The 16065-nt window shown below is 62.3% G+C and carries 16 protein-coding genes; 9 read left to right on the top strand and 7 right to left on the bottom strand.

The window, feature by feature from the left end; genetic code table 11:
• Positions 1 to 9: 9 nt before the first annotated feature.
• Complete coding sequence (locus tag QMG80_RS14605; RefSeq protein ID WP_085769835.1) at positions 10 to 999, bottom strand: GlxA family transcriptional regulator; 990 nt, start codon at positions 997 to 999, stop codon at positions 10 to 12.
• Positions 1000 to 1078: 79 nt separating this feature from the next.
• Positions 1079 to 1939: a DJ-1/PfpI family protein gene (locus QMG80_RS14600; RefSeq protein ID WP_158658516.1), complete on the bottom strand. Its 861-nt coding sequence runs from the start codon at positions 1937 to 1939 to the stop codon at positions 1079 to 1081.
• A gap of 231 nt (positions 1940 to 2170) precedes the next feature.
• Between QMG80_RS14600 and rpoZ the strand changes: the two genes are divergently transcribed.
• Both rpoZ and QMG80_RS14590 read left to right on the top strand, forming a co-directional pair.
• Positions 2171 to 2557, top strand: a complete 387-nt coding sequence (gene rpoZ / locus QMG80_RS14595; protein WP_085769834.1) for a DNA-directed RNA polymerase subunit omega — start codon at positions 2171 to 2173, stop codon at positions 2555 to 2557.
• Positions 2558 to 2995: 438 nt separating this feature from the next.
• Entirely contained in the window at positions 2996 to 5200 is a 2205-nt protein-coding gene (locus QMG80_RS14590) for a RelA/SpoT family protein (RefSeq protein WP_085769833.1), read from the top strand.
• A gap of 96 nt (positions 5201 to 5296) precedes the next feature.
• Here the strand turns inward: QMG80_RS14590 and QMG80_RS14585 are convergent, their stop codons facing one another.
• The 5 genes from QMG80_RS14585 to modA all read right to left on the bottom strand — a co-directional run bounded on the left by QMG80_RS14585 (position 5297) and on the right by modA (position 9619).
• Positions 5297 to 6412 (bottom strand): lactonase family protein, encoded by a 1116-nt coding sequence (locus QMG80_RS14585; protein WP_085769832.1) that lies wholly within the window; start codon positions 6410 to 6412, stop codon positions 5297 to 5299.
• 270 nt (positions 6413 to 6682) lie between these two features.
• The gene (locus tag QMG80_RS14580; RefSeq protein WP_085769831.1) at positions 6683 to 6988 is read right to left on the bottom strand and encodes a hypothetical protein; all 306 of its coding nucleotides are present in this window, start codon (positions 6986 to 6988) and stop codon (positions 6683 to 6685) included.
• Positions 6989 to 7052: 64 nt separating this feature from the next.
• Positions 7053 to 8165 carry a molybdenum ABC transporter ATP-binding protein gene (gene modC / locus QMG80_RS14575; RefSeq protein ID WP_085769830.1) on the bottom strand — a complete coding sequence of 371 codons (1113 nt, stop codon included), beginning with the start codon at positions 8163 to 8165 and terminating at the stop codon, positions 7053 to 7055.
• A complete protein-coding gene (modB, locus tag QMG80_RS14570) occupies positions 8162 to 8845 on the bottom strand; it encodes a molybdate ABC transporter permease subunit (RefSeq protein WP_085769829.1) in 684 nt (227 codons plus the stop codon). Before modB ends, modC begins: the two co-directional genes overlap by 4 nt.
• A 6-nt stretch (positions 8846 to 8851) precedes the next feature.
• A complete protein-coding gene (modA, locus tag QMG80_RS14565; protein WP_085769828.1) occupies positions 8852 to 9619 on the bottom strand; it encodes a molybdate ABC transporter substrate-binding protein in 768 nt (255 codons plus the stop codon).
• A gap of 287 nt (positions 9620 to 9906) precedes the next feature.
• Here modA and QMG80_RS14560 point away from each other — a divergent pair, with 287 nt between their 5' ends.
• The 7 genes from QMG80_RS14560 to QMG80_RS14530 all read left to right on the top strand — a co-directional run bounded on the left by QMG80_RS14560 (position 9907) and on the right by QMG80_RS14530 (position 16045).
• On the top strand, positions 9907 to 10656 hold the full coding sequence (locus QMG80_RS14560) for a pyridoxine 5'-phosphate synthase (protein WP_085769827.1): 750 nt from the start codon (positions 9907 to 9909) through the stop codon (positions 10654 to 10656).
• 20 nt (positions 10657 to 10676) lie between these two features.
• Positions 10677 to 11072 (top strand): holo-ACP synthase, encoded by a 396-nt coding sequence (acpS, locus tag QMG80_RS14555; RefSeq protein WP_085769826.1) that lies wholly within the window; start codon positions 10677 to 10679, stop codon positions 11070 to 11072.
• A gap of 62 nt (positions 11073 to 11134) precedes the next feature.
• The gene (gene lepB, locus QMG80_RS14550) at positions 11135 to 11926 is read left to right on the top strand and encodes a signal peptidase I (protein WP_102938146.1); all 792 of its coding nucleotides are present in this window, start codon (positions 11135 to 11137) and stop codon (positions 11924 to 11926) included.
• 16 nt (positions 11927 to 11942) lie between these two features.
• The gene (gene rnc / locus QMG80_RS14545; RefSeq protein ID WP_085769825.1) at positions 11943 to 12653 is read left to right on the top strand and encodes a ribonuclease III; all 711 of its coding nucleotides are present in this window, start codon (positions 11943 to 11945) and stop codon (positions 12651 to 12653) included.
• The gene (gene era / locus QMG80_RS14540; RefSeq protein ID WP_085769824.1) at positions 12650 to 13567 is read left to right on the top strand and encodes a GTPase Era; all 918 of its coding nucleotides are present in this window, start codon (positions 12650 to 12652) and stop codon (positions 13565 to 13567) included. Before rnc ends, era begins: the two co-directional genes overlap by 4 nt.
• Positions 13568 to 14920: 1353 nt before the next feature.
• A complete protein-coding gene (locus tag QMG80_RS14535) occupies positions 14921 to 15157 on the top strand; it encodes a hypothetical protein (protein WP_085769823.1) in 237 nt (78 codons plus the stop codon).
• Between the two features lie 210 nt (positions 15158 to 15367).
• Entirely contained in the window at positions 15368 to 16045 is a 678-nt protein-coding gene (locus QMG80_RS14530) for a methyltransferase family protein (RefSeq protein WP_085769822.1), read from the top strand.
• Positions 16046 to 16065: the final 20 nt, after the last annotated feature.

Raw genomic sequence — 16065 nt, 5'->3', positions numbered from 1 at the left:
AGCCCGAATTCACGCGTCCTGCCCGCTCGAGCCCGTCGAGGGATTAGAGCCAGGATGCTTGCGGGCTGACCGGCGCAACTCTTGCGGCGTGCGGCCGCAGGCTTTGACGAAACTTCGGCACATTGTATCCGCCGACCCAAAGCCCACGGCTTGCGCGATCCGTTCGATCGGCTCCGATCCTTCCTCGATCTTCGGACGCGCGGCCTCCAATCGAAGCCGCTCGACGGCCTTGGCGGGCGTGGTTCCCGTCGCATTTATGAAAATCCGGCTGAATTGGCGCAGCCCAACACCCGCAGCATCTGCAAGAGTTTCGACGGACAGGGGCTTGTCCAAATGAGCGCGAGCGTAGCAGAGAGCTTCTCTGACACGATGCGAGGTGGGCATGATTTCCAACATTGTGGAATATTGAGACTGACCGCCCAGTCTACGATGGTAGACGACCATATCTCTCGCCACGCCTTTTGCGATATCGGAACCGCAATCATTTTCGATCAGGGCCAGTGCAAGATCGATACCCGCTGTTAATCCTGCCGACGTCCAGACGTTGCCATCCTTGATAAAAATGCGGTCTGCGTCCACTTGCACGCGAGGATATCGGCTTTGAAGGATTCCCGCATAGCGCCAATGAGTCGTCGCTCGCCGATCGTCGAGCAAGCCCGCCGACGCTAAGAGAAAAGCTCCCGTGCAAACGCTCGCGACCCGATTGGTGGGAGAAGCATATTCCGCGAGAAGGTTCTTGGTTGCCGGATCCAATTCGAGGAGATGGGCGGCGGGTCCTCCAACCACTAGAATTGTTTCATTTTCGGCAACGTCCGCAAATTTTTTAGAGTTGATGATTATACCAGCTCTATCTATTATTTCTCCGCCTTCGGCAGACACTACATTTATAGCGTAACGACTATCGTAAAACTCATTTACCAGATTGAACGCAGAGCACGGGCCGCTCAAATCGAGCGACTCGAACTTCGGATGCACAAGAAATGTGACCTTATGTTGCATGGTTCCGCGTGCTGCATACGAGATCATGGGGACATCGCCGCCGCCCCTTGGACGGCGACGGCGATTGGCGGCTGGGAGTTTATCGCCACTTTTCGTAAGCGGGGATCGCCCCACGGCTGTACTCGTGGATGACGCCAGCGATCAAACCCGCATATCGATCCGTGATTTCCTTTCCAGCATTTTCGACGGTGCCGGGACCAAGCGGCGGATGCGGATCATATTCGACGATCAAATTCGCCATTTGAGCAGATTGATGGCCGAGGGCGCGATCCGCGACCATCAGCGCGGCTTCGAAACCACCGATGCTCGGCCTCGCAGTATAAATATTTCCGTCGACGACGACGCCCCCCGTCGTAACGACTTCGGCCGCGCCGAGCTGAGTGAGAAGCGGGAGGGAGTTTATGCTCGTCGTCACACGCTTTCCCTTCAGCAGGCCAGCCGCGCCGAGCGCCACGACGCCGTTGCAGACCCCGATCACGTATCTTGCTTTGCGTCCTTGCTCGGCCACAAAGGCGATAAGTTCAGGATCGTTAGTGGTTTCCGGCGCCAGCATGGGAATAGCCAGAACGTCGAAGTGATCTGGACAGTTGTCGAAGGTTGTCGTCGGCCTTGTCCACCAAGAGGGGAAGCCTTCTACTAGATCGAGAGACTTCCAAAGCAAGTGAATCTCTGTCCCGGGGCAGAACCCAAATACGGCATGGATGCCGACCATGTCCATTGGTAGGAAGCCTGGCCCAATAATGATTCCGACGCGAAATGTTTTCGTTCCCGGGGGAGATAGTCCTTCAGCGAATCCCTCGTAGGAGGGAATTTGGTATTGAATGGTCTTTTGATTCATATTTTGTGCTCCGCGGTTACATCTGAAGGCAAGTTTGCCTAGGCGGATAGTGCCATTCTCATCACATCTCCCAAAGGACATAAAAACCGCAGATTTGGACATGCGTAAAACCTCGCTGGCGTCAGCAAGGCGAAAAATTTCAGGCTTGCGCCTAACGAAAAGGGCTCCATTCTTTCTTCTTCTGCGCCGGCATCGCGACCAGGGCGTGGACCGAGAGCGTGGCGTCGCGCCGCGGGAACGCGGCTCGAACGCGCGCAATGCCATTGCTTTCGCGGGTCGGCCGTAGTAGCAACCAACTCCGAATCCCTAAAACCCTGCAAAGGAGCCGGCGCCATGGCCCGCGTCACCGTCGAGGATTGCGTCGACAAGATCGAAAACCGCTTCGACCTCGTTCTGCTCGCCGCGCATCGCGCCCGCCTCATTTCCTCCGGGCAGCCGATCCTCGTCGATCGAGACAAGGACAAGAATCCGGTCGTCGCCTTGCGTGAGATCGCCGATTCCGAGCTCGCGCCCAAGGATCTCGAGGAGGACTTCATCCACTCGCTGCAGCGTCACGTCGAGGTCGACGAGCCCGAGACCGAGCTCGTTCCGGTGCTCTCGGCGGTCGAGGGCGTCGACTCCCCGGCCGAAGCCGAGTTCGACCGAATGACCGAGGAAGACCTGCTGCGCGGGCTCGAGGGCCTGGTTCCTCCCGCCGAGGTCGAGGACGAGGCGGAGTAAGGCGGCTCGTGCGCCGAGAGCGACGCCTCCTTCTTTTGTCGCGCCGACCGCGCCGTCCTATGGCGCAAGGCAGCTTCTAGAGCATGTCCTGACCGGAACAGCGCGAAGCGGTTTTCGGGGACATGCTGCAAGTTTTTTATTTTGAGCTTTGTCCTTTTCGGTCGCGTGATTCCATGCGATCGGGACGCGCTCCAGATCACGCCGCGGTCGGGCGAAATCGCCTGAAAGCGGAAAAAGTGATCGAATCTAGGAGCTTAGAGCGCGATTTATGCGAAAAGCCGGTTTCCACTTTTTCGCATCGCGCTCTAAGTCCTGGGGCTGCGCGCGTCCTGGCGTCGGTGGGCGCGCGCGCGCCGACTTGGCCGGACGCTGGCCGCTAGCTAACATTGGACGCGGGCGCGTCGCCCCGTACTCAAGGCTAAGTCCGGTCGAACGCACATGATGCGTCAATATGAGCTCGTCGAGCGGGTTCGCAAATATAATCCCGCCGTCGACGAGGACATGCTCAATCGCGCTTATGTTTATGCGATGCGCGCGCATGGCTCGCAAAAGCGCGCGTCGGGCGATCCCTATTTCTCGCATCCGCTCGAAGTCGCGGCGATCCTGACCGATCTCAAGCTCGACGATGCGACGATCGTCGCCGCCGTTCTGCACGACACGATCGAGGACACGGACGCGACGCGCGAGGAGATCGAACGCCTCTTCGGGCCTCAGATCGGCCGGCTCGTCGACGGTCTCACGAAAATCGACAAGCTCGATCTCGTCTCCAAACAGGCGCGTCAGGGCGAGAATTTCCGCAAGCTGCTGCTCGCGGTCGCCGAGGACGTGCGGGTGCTGCTCGTCAAGCTCGCCGACCGGCTGCACAACATGCGCACGCTGCATTTCGTGCCGCCCGAAAAGCGCGCGCGCATTGCGCAGGAGACGCTCGACATCTATGCCCCTCTCGCTGGCCGCATCGGCATGCAGCGCCTGCGCGAGGAGCTCGAGAGCCTTGCCTTCCGCCATCTGACGCCAGAGGCTTATCTTGCGATCGAGACGCGGCTCGAGGAGCTGCGCGCCGAGAATGGCCGCATCATTCGACGCGTCGAGGATGAGCTCAAGCAGGAGTTCGCCAAGCGGGGCATCGAGGCCGCCGTCACGGGACGTCAAAAGACACCCTATTCGGTTTGGCGCAAGATGGAGCGCAAATCGATTTCCTTCGAGCAGCTCTCCGACATTTTCGGATTCCGGATCGTCGTCGGGACGGTCGCGGAATGCTATGCGGCGCTCGGAGTCGTTCACACCAAATGGCCGGCCGTTCCCGGGCGTTTCAAGGACTATATCTCGACGCCCAAGCAGAACGACTATCGCTCCATCCATACGACCGTTGTGGGTCCGGGGCAGCAGCGCGTCGAGCTGCAGATTCGCACCGCGGAGATGCATGAGATCGCGCGTTACGGCATCGCCGCCCATACGCTCTACAAGGACCTGAACGGCGCCGAGGGGGGCGTGGATCTTGCCCAGGAGAGCGGAGCCTATCGCTGGCTCCAGGAAACGATGGAGCTCCTTGCGCATGGCGACAGTCCCGAGGAGTTTCTAGAGCATACCCGTCTCGAGCTTTTTCGCGATCAGGTCTTCTGCTTCACGCCCAAGGGAAAGCTCATCGCATTGCCGCGCGGCGCGACGCCGATTGATTTCGCCTATGCGGTGCACACGCGGCTCGGCGACAGCGCCGTAGGCTCCAAGATCAACGGCCGCGTCGCGCCCGTGCTCTCCGAGCTCCAGAACGGCGACGAGGTGGAGATCTTGCGCAGCGCCGATCACACGCCGCCGGCCGCCTGGGAAGCGGCGGTGGCGACCGGCAAGGCGCGGGCGGCGATCAGGCGCGCGACGCGCGACGCCGTGCGTCGGCAATATTCCGGATTGGGACGTCAGATCATCGAACGCGCCTTTGAGCGGGCGAACCGCGCCTTCAGTCTCGATCGGCTGAAGGGCGTCCTGCCTCGCCTCGCCCGGGGCAGCGTCGAGGATGTGCTCGCGGCCGTCGGGCGCGGCGAAATCTATTCGGGCGATGTGGTCAAGGCGCTCTATCCAGATTTCACGGAGGATCGCAAAACGGCGAAAGGGCCGGGGAAACCCGGCTGGCTCGACGCCAAAGACGCCGCAAGCCTCAAGTTCCAATCGCCGGGCGCGAGCGAGAAAGACGGAGATTCGGCGATCCCGATCCGCGGCTTGCATGGCGGCACGCCGGTGCGCTTCGCCGAGGGCGGCGGCGCCGTGCCAGGGGATCGCATCGTCGGCATTTTGACGCCCGGCGAGGGCGTGACGATCTATCCGATCCAGTCGCCCTCGCTCACCCGCTACGACGACCAGCCGGAATTGTGGCTCGACGTGCGCTGGGATGTGGAGCCGGGCTCCAAGGCGCTTTTTCCGGCTCGCGTCGTCGTCACTGTCGTGAATGAGCCCGGCGCGCTCGGCGCGCTCGCCACGTTGATCGGAGGAACGGGCGCCAACATCGACAACATCGCCTTCACCGCGCATTCGCCGGATTTTCGCGAGATGACCTTCGATCTTGAGGTCTCGGACTTGAAGCATCTGAGCGGGATCATCACGCGTCTCAGAGCGAGCCCCTTGGTGAGCAAGGTCGAGCGCATGGTGGGGTAGGGGCTCGCATCGCGCAACCAAGAGCCCGATGCGAGGAAGTAGAGACGAGGGGGCGGCGTTTGCGCCGGACTTCCACCGCCAGGAAACGAAGCGCGCTCAGCGCACGGCGAGGCCGTTCGCGCTAGCGGGCAGCCCGCCGTAGGCCGAGGCTAGGGGAGTGAGCGAGCCGTCCGTGGCGATGCTGTACGCGTTGATCTTTTGCCAGCCCGAGTCCAGAACATAGAGAAAGCGCCCTTCCTCATCGACTGCGAGGTCGATGGGCTTGGAGCTCGAGCCCGCGCTGGCGGCGACTCCATTCGCAAGGATCAAATCTCCCCTTGCGCCGACTTCGAAAGCGCTGACGCTCCCCGCAGGAGTGTTTGCAGTGTAGGCATGGCGGCCTCCCGGGGTCACGGCGATCCAGCAGGCGGCCGTCTGATTCGTCGCGACGGAACCCTGGTCGACGCTCAGCGATCCGTCGCGCGCAAGACGATAGGAGCTCACCGAACTCGCATTTGAGGCGCCGCCCGCTGCGTTTGTGACAAGCAACGTTCGCTCACGATCGAAGGCGAAACCGAAGGGGGTCTGCCCTTGCGACGAATAGATTTTTGGCGTTGCGGAGGGCAGGCCGGTCGGCTCCACGCCATAAATCGTGATGCGATTGGTGGTCTTTTCGGTCACGACGAGATTCTTTCCGTCCGGGCTGAAAGCGATCTCGGCGCCCCCGACATTCGCGCCGCTCAGCGGTCGAACCGAATTGGACAAGGGCGCCACGCTTCCAGTCTGCTCGTCGAGGCGAAAGCCGGCGATGCTGTCGCTGCCAGTATTGAGAACATAGATCAGGTCGCCGTTGATCGCGATGCTCACCGGGGTCTTGCCCTGGCTTGGAACCTTGGTCAGCGCGACGAGCCCGCGCTCGTTCGTTCGGAATAAGGTGAAATCATTGCTGCCGGCGTTCACGACGAGCAGCCATTGGTCATCCGCGCTCAAGACGACGCCGCGCCCATTGCCCAGACCCGCGCCGGTCCCGGCGCCGCCCGTGGGGGTTGAGCCCAGTGGCGTGAGCAAGCCGTTCCGCGCGCGTTGAAAGGCGATGATCGCATTGCCGTTCAGCCCGTTGCTCGCGGTGTAGACGACGCCGGCCCCAAGCTCCTCCGCGGCGGCGTGCGTCGCGAACGAAAACGAGCATAAGCTTGCGAGCAGAGCCGCCCGCACGAGAGATATTCGAGACATCGAGAATCCTTTCCCCGTCAATTGAACCAGACGCCCACTTGTTCGTGGCAAGCGGGGAAATGATTACTGGGATGCAGGAACTTTTTTTCGTGACGGCTCAACGAGCGAATGTCGTCGCATGAATTTAGCTTGCGCCGTAGTTCATTGGCTCGCTATGATTCTTCTGGGAGCTGCTGAAGTCGGGCGTTTCGGCAGAGTCGATAGTGAACGGTTGGCGGGATGGGCGCCTCGCGCCGTTTTTCCTGATACCGGCTCAAGAGGCCTACGGCCTCACGACGGCTCGCGGTCCTTCAGGATCTTCTGCGCCGCCTCGGCGATGCGCTCGGCGAGTTCCAAGGCGGCCTCCTTGCTTTTGACGAAGAAGAGCTCGTCCTCCAGCATTCGATCGCCGAGCCAGGCCCGGAAGCTCCGCTCGCTCGCCTCCGTGAAGGTCCCTTCCTCACAGATGAAGCCGCTCAATGGGCCTTCGATCACATAATCATCCGCATAGGGGGAGGATTTGGCGCATTGCGCCCAGATGCGGCCGGAGTCGTCGACAAAAGCCAGGACGCCGGGCTCGCGTTCTTCCAGCTTCATGAGAATATTTTTCTCTTGTCCATGGAGAGGGTGGGCCGGAGCACGCAATTCTTGGGCCGGCGCCCTAGTCCTCGTCGCCGCCAGCGGCGAGCGCGACATACTTCACTTGCGCGAAGACGCTGAGATTTTTCGAAAGGCCGAGCGTCTCACATGATTTGCGGCTCATGCGCGCCAAGAGGCGGGCGCCTTCGCCCTTTTCGCCAAGCGCCAGGACGACGAGCGTCTCATAGGGATCGAGCGGCTTCATCGTCACGACCTTCGCGGGCAAAACATTGAGAATGGAGCTGGGGCCTGGACTTTCGCAGGCGAGACTGACGTCGCTGGCGAGAATGCGGATGCGCCGGGTCTCGCCGATTTCGGCCGGCGGAGACGGCGCGATGAGAAGACCGCCGGGGATCGAGAGATTGAGCAAACCGTAATGCGGATCGAATGAGACGACCGAGCCGCGAAGGCTGACCGCCGCCTCTCGCGACGAAGCGAGCGGCGAGTCTGGATTGCTCTGCAATTCGGCGAGCGGCCCCGCCATGACGACATGTCCCTTTTCCAGGAGGACCACCTGATCCGCGAGCCGTTCGACCTCGGTGATGTCGTGCGTGATGTAAAAAATCGGCACGGCGAAATGGTCGCGCAGCTTCTCGATGAAGGGCAGGATCTCGTTCTTGGTCTTGCGGTCGAGGGCCGAGAGGGGTTCGTCCATCAGCAAGAGCTTCGGCTGCGTCAGCAGCGCTCGGCCGATGCCGACGCGCTGGCGCTCGCCTCCGGAAAGATTGGTCGGCGAACGCTCGAGCAGCCGGCGCAGGCCCAAGAGATCGACCACCTCGTCGAAGTCGATCTGTGGCCGATCCTTCGACTTTTCCTTGGGTGCGCCAAAGAGCAGATTTCTGCGCACGGATAAGTGCGGAAACAAGCTCGCTTCCTGGAACACATAGCCCAAGGGGCGCTTATGCGTGGGCAAGAAGACGCCGTCCCGGTCCTGCCAGATCTCGCCGTCGATGCGGCAATAGCCGTCTTTGACCCGGGTAAGACCGGCGACGCATCGGATCACTGTGGTCTTGCCGCAGCCGGAGGGGCCGAACAGGGCTGTGACGCCCTTGGCGGGCGTCTCGAAGGCGGCGTCGAGCGTAAACTTGCCGAGCGCATTGCGGAATTCGGCGCGGATCGTGTGGCCGGCGCTCATCCGCGCATCCTGGCGAATCGCTTCTCGATGAGGATCATCGACAGGATGACCACGAAAGCGAAAGCCACCATGCCGCCGGCGAGAACATTCGCCTCGTCCCACTGCATCGCCTCGACATAGTCGTAGATCGCGGTGGACATCACGCGGGTGCGGCCGGGGATGTTGCCGCCGATCATCAGCACCACGCCGAAATTGCCGACAGTGTGCGAGAAGCCGAGCACTGCGCCGGAGAGGATGCCCGGGCTCGCGAGCGGCAGCGCCACCCGCCAGAAGGCTTGCCAAGGCGCGGCGCGCAAAGTCGCGGCCGCCTCCAGCGGCCTATCGCCGACCGCCTCGAAGGCGTTGCGGATCGGCTGGACCACGGTGGGGAGAGAGGCGACGGTGCAGCCGATGACGAGGCCGGTGAAGGTGAAGGCGAGCGTTCGGTCGCCCCAGAGATTGGCGAGCCGGCCGCCGAGACCGCTCGGACCCAGCGCGATCAGAACATAGAAACCGAGCACCGTCGCCGGCAGCACCATGGGCAGGGAGACGATGGTCGCGACGATCTCTTTTCCCCTCGCTTTGGAGCGCGCCAGCCACCAGGCCAGCGGCGTCGCGACCATAAGCACCATGAGCGTCGTGATCGACGCTAGCTGAAGAGTGAGCTTAACCGGCGGCCAGAGATGCAGGAGTATCTCCATCCGCCGTCACTCCGTGAGGCAGCCGACGCACTCCAGCGCATAACCGAAGCGCTCGATGACGGCGTGGGCCTCCGGCCCCTTGAGGAAAGCGATAAACGCCTTTGCGGTTTCGTCGTTTGCGCCGTTTTTGAGCAGCACGGCGTCCTGCCGGATCGGCGTATGGAGCTTTTCGGGGACGAGCCAGCGCGTCCCCTCCTTTGAGCCGTAAAGCTGCGACAGCGCGACGAAGCCGAGCTCGGCGTTGCGCGTGTCCACGAACTGGAACGCCTGGGCGATGCTCGCGCCTTGGACGATCTTCGACTGCAGCGCGTCATAGACGCCCAGGGCTCTCATGCTTTCGACGGCGGCGGCGCCATAGGGCGCGGAGGTGGGATTGGCGATGGAGATCTTCTGGAAGTTGCCGGCCTTCAGCACGGACTCGCCCTTCGTGACATCGACGACCCGGCTCCACAAGACGAGCTTGCCGATCGCATAGGTGAAGCGGCTGCCGGGAACAGCGAAGCCTTGCTCCTCCGCCATGCGTGGCCGCTCCTCGTCCGCCGAGAGGAACACCTCGAACGGCGCCCCATGGGTGATCTGCGAGAAAAAATTTCCCGAAGCGCCGGAAATCAGAATCGCTTCGTTGCCGGTCTTCTTCTGGAACTGCGCTGCGATCTCGCGCGCGGGCTCCATGAAGTTCGCGGCGACGGCGACATGCGTCTGTCCCGCCTCGGCGCGCGCGGCGAGCATGGGCGGCAACAGAAAAAGACAGGCTATGAGCGCACGCATCCGCATTGATCTCTCCCCCCGGCGCCGACGTCGAACGACATGCGGTCGCCCCGGATACTACGCAGTTACATAACGATATCAAGTTATTGGCTGCGTAAATTTTTGTCTTGTAAAAAGCTCTATATCGCGCATGCGGCTTCCTCGGCGCCGGACCGGGAAATAAGGCGTCGAGCATGGCGGGGTTTTCGTCACGCACGCTGTCCTCGCGCTTCGCCATTTGGGCGCCGCTTGCCTGCGCCCCGTCTGCGGTCCTAAGAACGCGCGCCTGAAGGCTCATTTTTCTGGAGATTCGCATGCCCCCGCTACGCCTCGGCGTGAACGTCGATCACGTTGCGACGCTGCGCAATGCGCGCGGCGGCCCGCGACCCGACCCGCTGCGCGCGGCGTTGCTCGCGATCGAGGCCGGAGCGGACGGAATCACCGCGCATCTGCGCGAGGATCGCCGCCACATCCATGACGACGACATGGCGCGGCTCAAGGCGCAGATCACGAAGCCGCTGAACTTCGAGATGGCGGCCACCGAGCAGATGCTCGACATCGCGCTAGCCATCAAACCGCACGCGGTTTGCCTCGTTCCCGAAAAGCGCACCGAGCGCACAACGGAAGGCGGGCTCGACGTCGTGGCCGCACATGATTATCTCATCCCCTTCGTTGCGGAGCTTGTGCGCGCCGGGGTGAGAGTTTCGCTGTTCATCGAGCCTAGCGCCGAGGCGATCGAGGCGGCGGCCTCGATCAAAGCGCCCGTCGTCGAATTGCATACGGGCGCCTGGTGCCATGCGCTCGAGGTCGGCGACACGGCGCTGGCGGAACGGGAGTTCGAGCGCCTCAAGCTCGGAACGGCCTATGCGGCCGAGAAGGGGCGCGAGGTTCACGCGGGCCATGGGCTGGATTACGAGAGCGCGCGGCGCATCGCGAGCCTGCCGCAGATCGTCGAGCTGAACATCGGGCATTTCTTGATCGGCGAGGCCGTCTTTGTTGGACTGGCCGAGGCGATCCGGCTCATGCGGGTGGCGATGGACGCCGGTCGTTCGGAGGCAGGCTGAAGGGTTGTGAGGGAAATCCGATGATCATCGGCTTCGGCGCGGACCTTTGCGACATGCGCCGCATCGCCGAGGCGTTGGAGCGCCACGGCGAGCGCTTCGTTCGAAGGCTGTTCACGGAGCGGGAGCGCGCCCGTTGCGAGGCGAGGCCGTCGCGCGCCGCCTGCTATGCGAAGCGCTTCGCCGCCAAGGAGGCCTGCGCCAAGGCGCTGGGGCTCGGGATTTGCGCCAGGGTCGGCTGGCGCGACATGACGGTGGTCAGTCTCGACACGGGCCAGCCGACGCTGGAGCTCTCGGGGGGCGCCTTGGAGCGCTTGGCCGAGCTCACGCCGCCCGGCATGACGGCGCGGCTGCATCTGACGCTTTCCGACGAGGAGCCATACGCTCAGGCGATGGTTCTCATCGAAGCCGCCCCGTGATAGAGGTCTCGCCGGAGCGGCCGTCGCCTGTTCCGCCCGTCGCCACGAGGAGTATCGACCCCTTGAGCAAGAATATTCCGGTCGCCAAGCCTGAAAAAGAAGAAGGGTGGCTCGCGGGGCTCGTCGAGCTCGTCGTCGTCGTTATTCAGGCGCTCGCCATCGCGCTTGTCATTCGCACGCTGCTCTTCCAGCCGTTCAACATACCGTCCGGCTCGATGATCCCGACGCTGCTCGTCGGCGATTACGTCGTCGTCTCGAAATACGCCTATGGCTATTCGAAATATTCGATCATCTTCAGTCCGAATCTGTTTTCCGGTCGCATCCTCGGCGCCGAGCCCAAGCGCGGCGACGTCGTCGTCTTCAAGCTGCCGCGCGACAACGACACGGATTACATCAAGCGCGTGATCGGCCTTCCTGGCGACCGCATACAGATGATCGACGGCCGACTCTACATCAACAACGTCATCGTGCCGCGCGAGCCCATCGCTCCCGCCCGCGTCGAAGGCCGCGATGGACGCGTGGGGGAGGTCCCGACCTACAAGGAGACCTTGCCCGGCGGCGTCGAGCACACGATCATCGAGATCGAGGGCGATCACGGCATCAACGACAACACCGATCTCTTCGTCGTTCCGCCCGGCCATTTCTTCATGATGGGCGACAATCGCGACAATTCGACCGATTCTCGCGTGCCCCCGTCGCAGAACGGCGTCGGCTATGTGCCTTTCGAGAATCTCGTGGGACGCGCCGAGCGCATCTTCTTCTCGCTCGACATCAAAGAGGGCGAGTCGGCGCTCGCCATTTGGCGCTGGCCTTTCGAGGGCCGCTGGAGCCGCATCTTCAAGGTTGCGCATTGAACCGGCGATATCGGGGATGAACGGGGACCCAGAGTGCGACGTTGCCGCGGTCGAGCAGAGCATTGGGCATGTTTTCGCCGACAGGAGCTTGCTGGCGCAGGCGCTCACGCATGCGAGCGCCGCGACGCCGCGCTCGGGATCTTACGAGCGGCTGGAGTTTCTGGGCGACCGCGTGCTGGGTCTGGGCGTGGCGCATATGCTCATGGAGACCTATGCCGCCGAGAGCGAGGGGCCTTTGTCGCACCGGCTTGCCGCGCTCGTGCGTAAGGAGACCTGCGCGGAGGTCGCGCGCGAATGGGGCGTCGGGCCGTTCATTCGAATGGGCGAAGGCGAGGTCTTGAGCGGCGGACGCGAAAAGCCGGCGATCCTGGGCGACGTCTGCGAGGCGATCATCGGCGCGGTGTTCCTCGACGCGGGGGCTGCAGCCGCTGAGGCGGTCGTGCGTCGCGCCTTCGAGCCGCGCATGCTCGCCCCGTCTCGCCGGCTGCGAGACCCAAAGACCGTGCTGCAGGAATGGGCGCAGGGCCGCAAGCTTCCGGCGCCGACGTATCGGCTGGCCGCCAGAAGCGGTCCCGATCACGCGCCGCGTTTCGAAATCCGGGCCGAGATTGACGGTTTCGAGGGTGCGTGCGGCGCGGGCTCCTCCAAGCGCGCGGCCGAGCAGGCGGCGGCGCAGTCCTTTTTGCATCGCGAAGGCATCGAACCGGAAGGCGCGGAGCCGTCGTGAGCGAAACGAACGCCCTTACGCGACGCTGTGGCTTTGCGGCGCTGGTCGGCGCGCCGAACGCCGGCAAGTCGACCCTCGTCAACGCGCTCGTCGGCGCGAAAGTCTCCATCGTCTCGCGAAAGGCGCAGACGACGCGCATGCAGGTGCGCGGCGTGATGATCGAAGGCGAGAGCCAGATCGTGCTCGTCGACACGCCCGGCATTTTCGCGCCCAAGCGCCGGCTCGACCGCGCCATGGTCGCGAGCGCTCTTTCTGGCGCCAAAGACGCCGATCTCAATCTCCTCATCGTCGACGCGCGCAAAGGCGCGGACGAGGAGGTTTTGGCGCTCTTGAAGCAGCTCGCGCAGAGCGCCGCGCCGAAGTGGCTCGTCTTGAACAAGATCGACGTCATGGCGCGCGAGCGGCTGCTCGCCCTCGCCCAGGAGCTCAACGCGGCGCAAACATTCGAGGAGACCTTCATGGTCTCGGCGCTGACGAGCGATGGGCTCGATCGGCTGCGCGTCAAGCTCGCGCAAGCGATGCCCGGCTCCCCCTGGCTCTATCCAGAGGATCAGCTCTCGGACGCGCCCCTGCGGATGCTGGCCGCCGAGATCACGCGCGAGAAGCTCTTCGAGCGGCTGCACGACGAACTGCCCTATGAATCGACGGTCGAGACGACCTCCTGGACGAACCAGAAGGACGGCTCGGCGCGGGTCGAGCAGACAATCTATGTCGCGCGCGAAGGGCAGAAGAAAATCGTGATCGGGGAAGGCGGCCGAACGATCAAGGCCATCGGCCAGGCGGCGCGCGCCGAGATCGCCGACGCCGCCGACCAGAGAATCCACCTCTTTCTTTTCGTAAAGGTCCGCGAGAATTGGGCGGAGGACCCTGAGCGCTATCGCGAGATGGGGCTCGAGTTTCCTAAGGAGAGATAGCTCCGCGCTCTCCCCCGAACGCGATTTGAGATTTGTCCGCCTCGATGAAAGGCCTAACGGCAGATCTCGCAGACGGCGCGGCCGCTCCCGTCACAATAGCAGCTGCACGACTGTCCTGGGGCGCAGTCCTTACTTGCGCCTCCGCTCTCGCAAGTCGTGAAGCATGCGCCGACCTCAATGAGAGAAGCGTGTGGGGAGGGCAGGCCGCCTCGATTTGGGATCCCGGCCAGCTGGGTCGTTTCTCCCAACGCAGGCGTCACCGAGAGAACCAAGAAGATCACAGCCAAGGAGCGCATGGGTGGCCTCCGCTATAAGGAGCTCAGCGATCTCACAGAGAACGCCCCGGAAAAGTGGGTAGCGTTTTTCCGGTCAAGACATGCTCTCGGTTTTGCTGGAGCTTAGTCTTAAGTCCACTCGATCCGGACGCTCTCTAGATCACGCCGCATTCAGGCAGACGCCCGAATGCGGAAAACGTGATCCATTCTTGAAGTCTAGAGCGCGATTTATTCTCTAGGCCGACGTGGGACGGCGCGAGACGGTTTCAAGCGATGATTTCAAAAAAGGCGTTCGAAAAGCGATTTCAAAATTCGGCGAAACGCCACGCCCTGGCCTGGGGAGTCGCTTCGGCGTGGGCGCGGCTTCGGTCCTGGAGAATCGTCCATCTGAATGCCGGCTATCCGCCGAACTGCCGAATGGGTTGAAGAACCATCCGTCGCGCGCATCATGTTGACGGGTCGAAAGATGTTGGTGAGGTCGAAAGGTTGTTGGCTCAGCCAACGCGTCGCTAATGGCAAGCGAAGCCCAAGAAGCGCCAATATATCCAACATCCAAACAGTGTCATGAGGGAAGCGGAAAAGGCCACGGCCAGGAAGGCGATAACCATTTCCTGGCGACTTGGCTCGTCATTTTCGGCAAAGGAGGCATATTCAGGGCCGGTCCATGAAGGTCGGGACCTATCGTCCTTGAGAAGGAAATGATGTTCGATAGCTTCGCGTCTGACCGGGAGGATTGGATTAGGGTCAAAATATTTCATGATGGCGCCTCGCTGGAGCTAAGTTCGATCGGGGGCACTGACGACCGCCGCGTTCCGCTGGCCGGCCGCCTCAAGATACATGGTGTATCCTAAAAGATGGCTTGTCAAGAAAATGATACGCTGTGTATCAAACTGGGGCGTTCCGAACCCTTCGCCCTCCGTCGCGACGGCAAGAATCCTTTTGGGGCGACAGATGTTTTGGGGCTTCCCGCTGGAAAGCGGCTTGCCGAAGGGGAAAGGCTCGCATAATCATTTGATGAGGAAGGGACCGGCAAGCCACTCCGATCCTGGCGCTTGCAGGCAGAGAGAGTAATTGCGAAATGTTGGATTGGCTGAAGGCCTTCCTGAAGAGGCATGTGATCGATGGCGTCCCGCCGGATCTGGCGCGATGCGAGTTCGGCTGCAAGAAGCTGCAGTGCGAGCACGACGAATGGGCGAACTGCAAGAGGAGGATCGCGGAGATGGAGAGCGCGCTTCTTGCGGAAGAAAGGTCTCGCCGTGCTCCTTCGACGGCGCTTCCCCATTGCGAAACGATGATCGAGGCTAAGGCCCAATAGCAGAGCGCCTTAGCCCGTCTTGGCGATAATCCCGTAGATTTGACGCGCGTCCCGATCGTTCCACGCATCGAGCTTAGAGCGCGCTTGGTCGCGCGGCGTCACGCGAAATTGCTTCGCACTTTTCCTGGCATGGCCTAGGTTTGCCGCCTGAGAGCGCGCTTGATACGAAAAGCCGGTTGTCGCTTTCGCGCTTCTGATCGGAGGTTTTTCATGCGGAACCTCATGGCGCGCGCCCTTTTCCGCTTTGCAATCTTCCTTCTCGTCACTGGCGTGTCGATCTTCCTTGCCGCGGGGACCCTGGATTACTGGCAGGCCTGGACTTTTCTCCTCGTCTATCTCGTGGCCTCGCTCGCAATCCTAGTCTATCTCATGAAAAAGAGCCCGGCGCTTTTGGAGCGGCGGATGAGAGGAGGGCCGGGCTATGAGACGGAGCCCGCGCAGAAGCTCATCGTGAGTCTCGTCTTCGTCGGATTCGTCGCGCTCATTCTCGTCCCGGCGCTCGACAGGCGTTTCGGTTGGTCCGAAATGTCCGCGGCGGCCTCGCTCGCGGGCGAGGCTCTCATGCTCGTCGGCTGGCTCGCAATGTTCCTCGTGCTGCGCGCAAACCCTTTCGCCGCCAGCACGATCGAGGTGGCGAAGGACCAGAGGGTCATCACGAGCGGCCCTTATGCGCTCATGCGGCACCCGATGTATTCAGGCGCCGTGCTCCTGCTCTGCGGGATTCCGATAGCGCTCGGGTCATGGTGGGGACTTATCCCCTTCGCGCTGATGGTCCCCGTGCTCGTCTGGCGCCTTCTCGACGAAGAGAAATTCCTCGAGAAGAATTTGCCCGGCTACGCAGATTACGAGGCGACGGTTCGCTGGCGGCTGATTCCGAAGATCTGGTGAAGGTCCTTTGAACCGACGCT

It is taken from the genome of Methylocystis bryophila, from assembly GCF_027925445.1.
In the GTDB taxonomy this organism is placed as follows: Bacteria; Pseudomonadota; Alphaproteobacteria; order Rhizobiales; family Beijerinckiaceae; genus Methylocystis; species Methylocystis bryophila.
This window is presented reverse-complemented; position numbering and strand designations above follow the sequence as displayed.

Coding starts and splice junctions, on each gene's coding strand:
- QMG80_RS14605 (WP_085769835.1), bottom strand. CDS start 999: ATGCAACATAAGGTCACATTTCTTGTGCATCCGAAGTTCGAGTCGCTC.
- QMG80_RS14600 (WP_158658516.1), bottom strand. CDS start 1,939: ATGTCCAAATCTGCGGTTTTTATGTCCTTTGGGAGATGTGATGAGAAT.
- rpoZ (WP_085769834.1), top strand. CDS start 2,171: ATGGCCCGCGTCACCGTCGAGGATTGCGTCGACAAGATCGAAAACCGC.
- QMG80_RS14590 (WP_085769833.1), top strand. CDS start 2,996: ATGATGCGTCAATATGAGCTCGTCGAGCGGGTTCGCAAATATAATCCC.
- QMG80_RS14585 (WP_085769832.1), bottom strand. CDS start 6,412: ATGTCTCGAATATCTCTCGTGCGGGCGGCTCTGCTCGCAAGCTTATGC.
- QMG80_RS14580 (WP_085769831.1), bottom strand. CDS start 6,988: ATGAAGCTGGAAGAACGCGAGCCCGGCGTCCTGGCTTTTGTCGACGAC.
- modC (WP_085769830.1), bottom strand. CDS start 8,165: ATGAGCGCCGGCCACACGATCCGCGCCGAATTCCGCAATGCGCTCGGC.
- modB (WP_085769829.1), bottom strand. CDS start 8,845: ATGGAGATACTCCTGCATCTCTGGCCGCCGGTTAAGCTCACTCTTCAG.
- modA (WP_085769828.1), bottom strand. CDS start 9,619: ATGCGGATGCGTGCGCTCATAGCCTGTCTTTTTCTGTTGCCGCCCATG.
- QMG80_RS14560 (WP_085769827.1), top strand. CDS start 9,907: ATGCCCCCGCTACGCCTCGGCGTGAACGTCGATCACGTTGCGACGCTG.
- acpS (WP_085769826.1), top strand. CDS start 10,677: ATGATCATCGGCTTCGGCGCGGACCTTTGCGACATGCGCCGCATCGCC.
- rnc (WP_085769825.1), top strand. CDS start 11,943: ATGAACGGGGACCCAGAGTGCGACGTTGCCGCGGTCGAGCAGAGCATT.
- QMG80_RS14535 (WP_085769823.1), top strand. CDS start 14,921: ATGTTGGATTGGCTGAAGGCCTTCCTGAAGAGGCATGTGATCGATGGC.
- QMG80_RS14530 (WP_085769822.1), top strand. CDS start 15,368: ATGCGGAACCTCATGGCGCGCGCCCTTTTCCGCTTTGCAATCTTCCTT.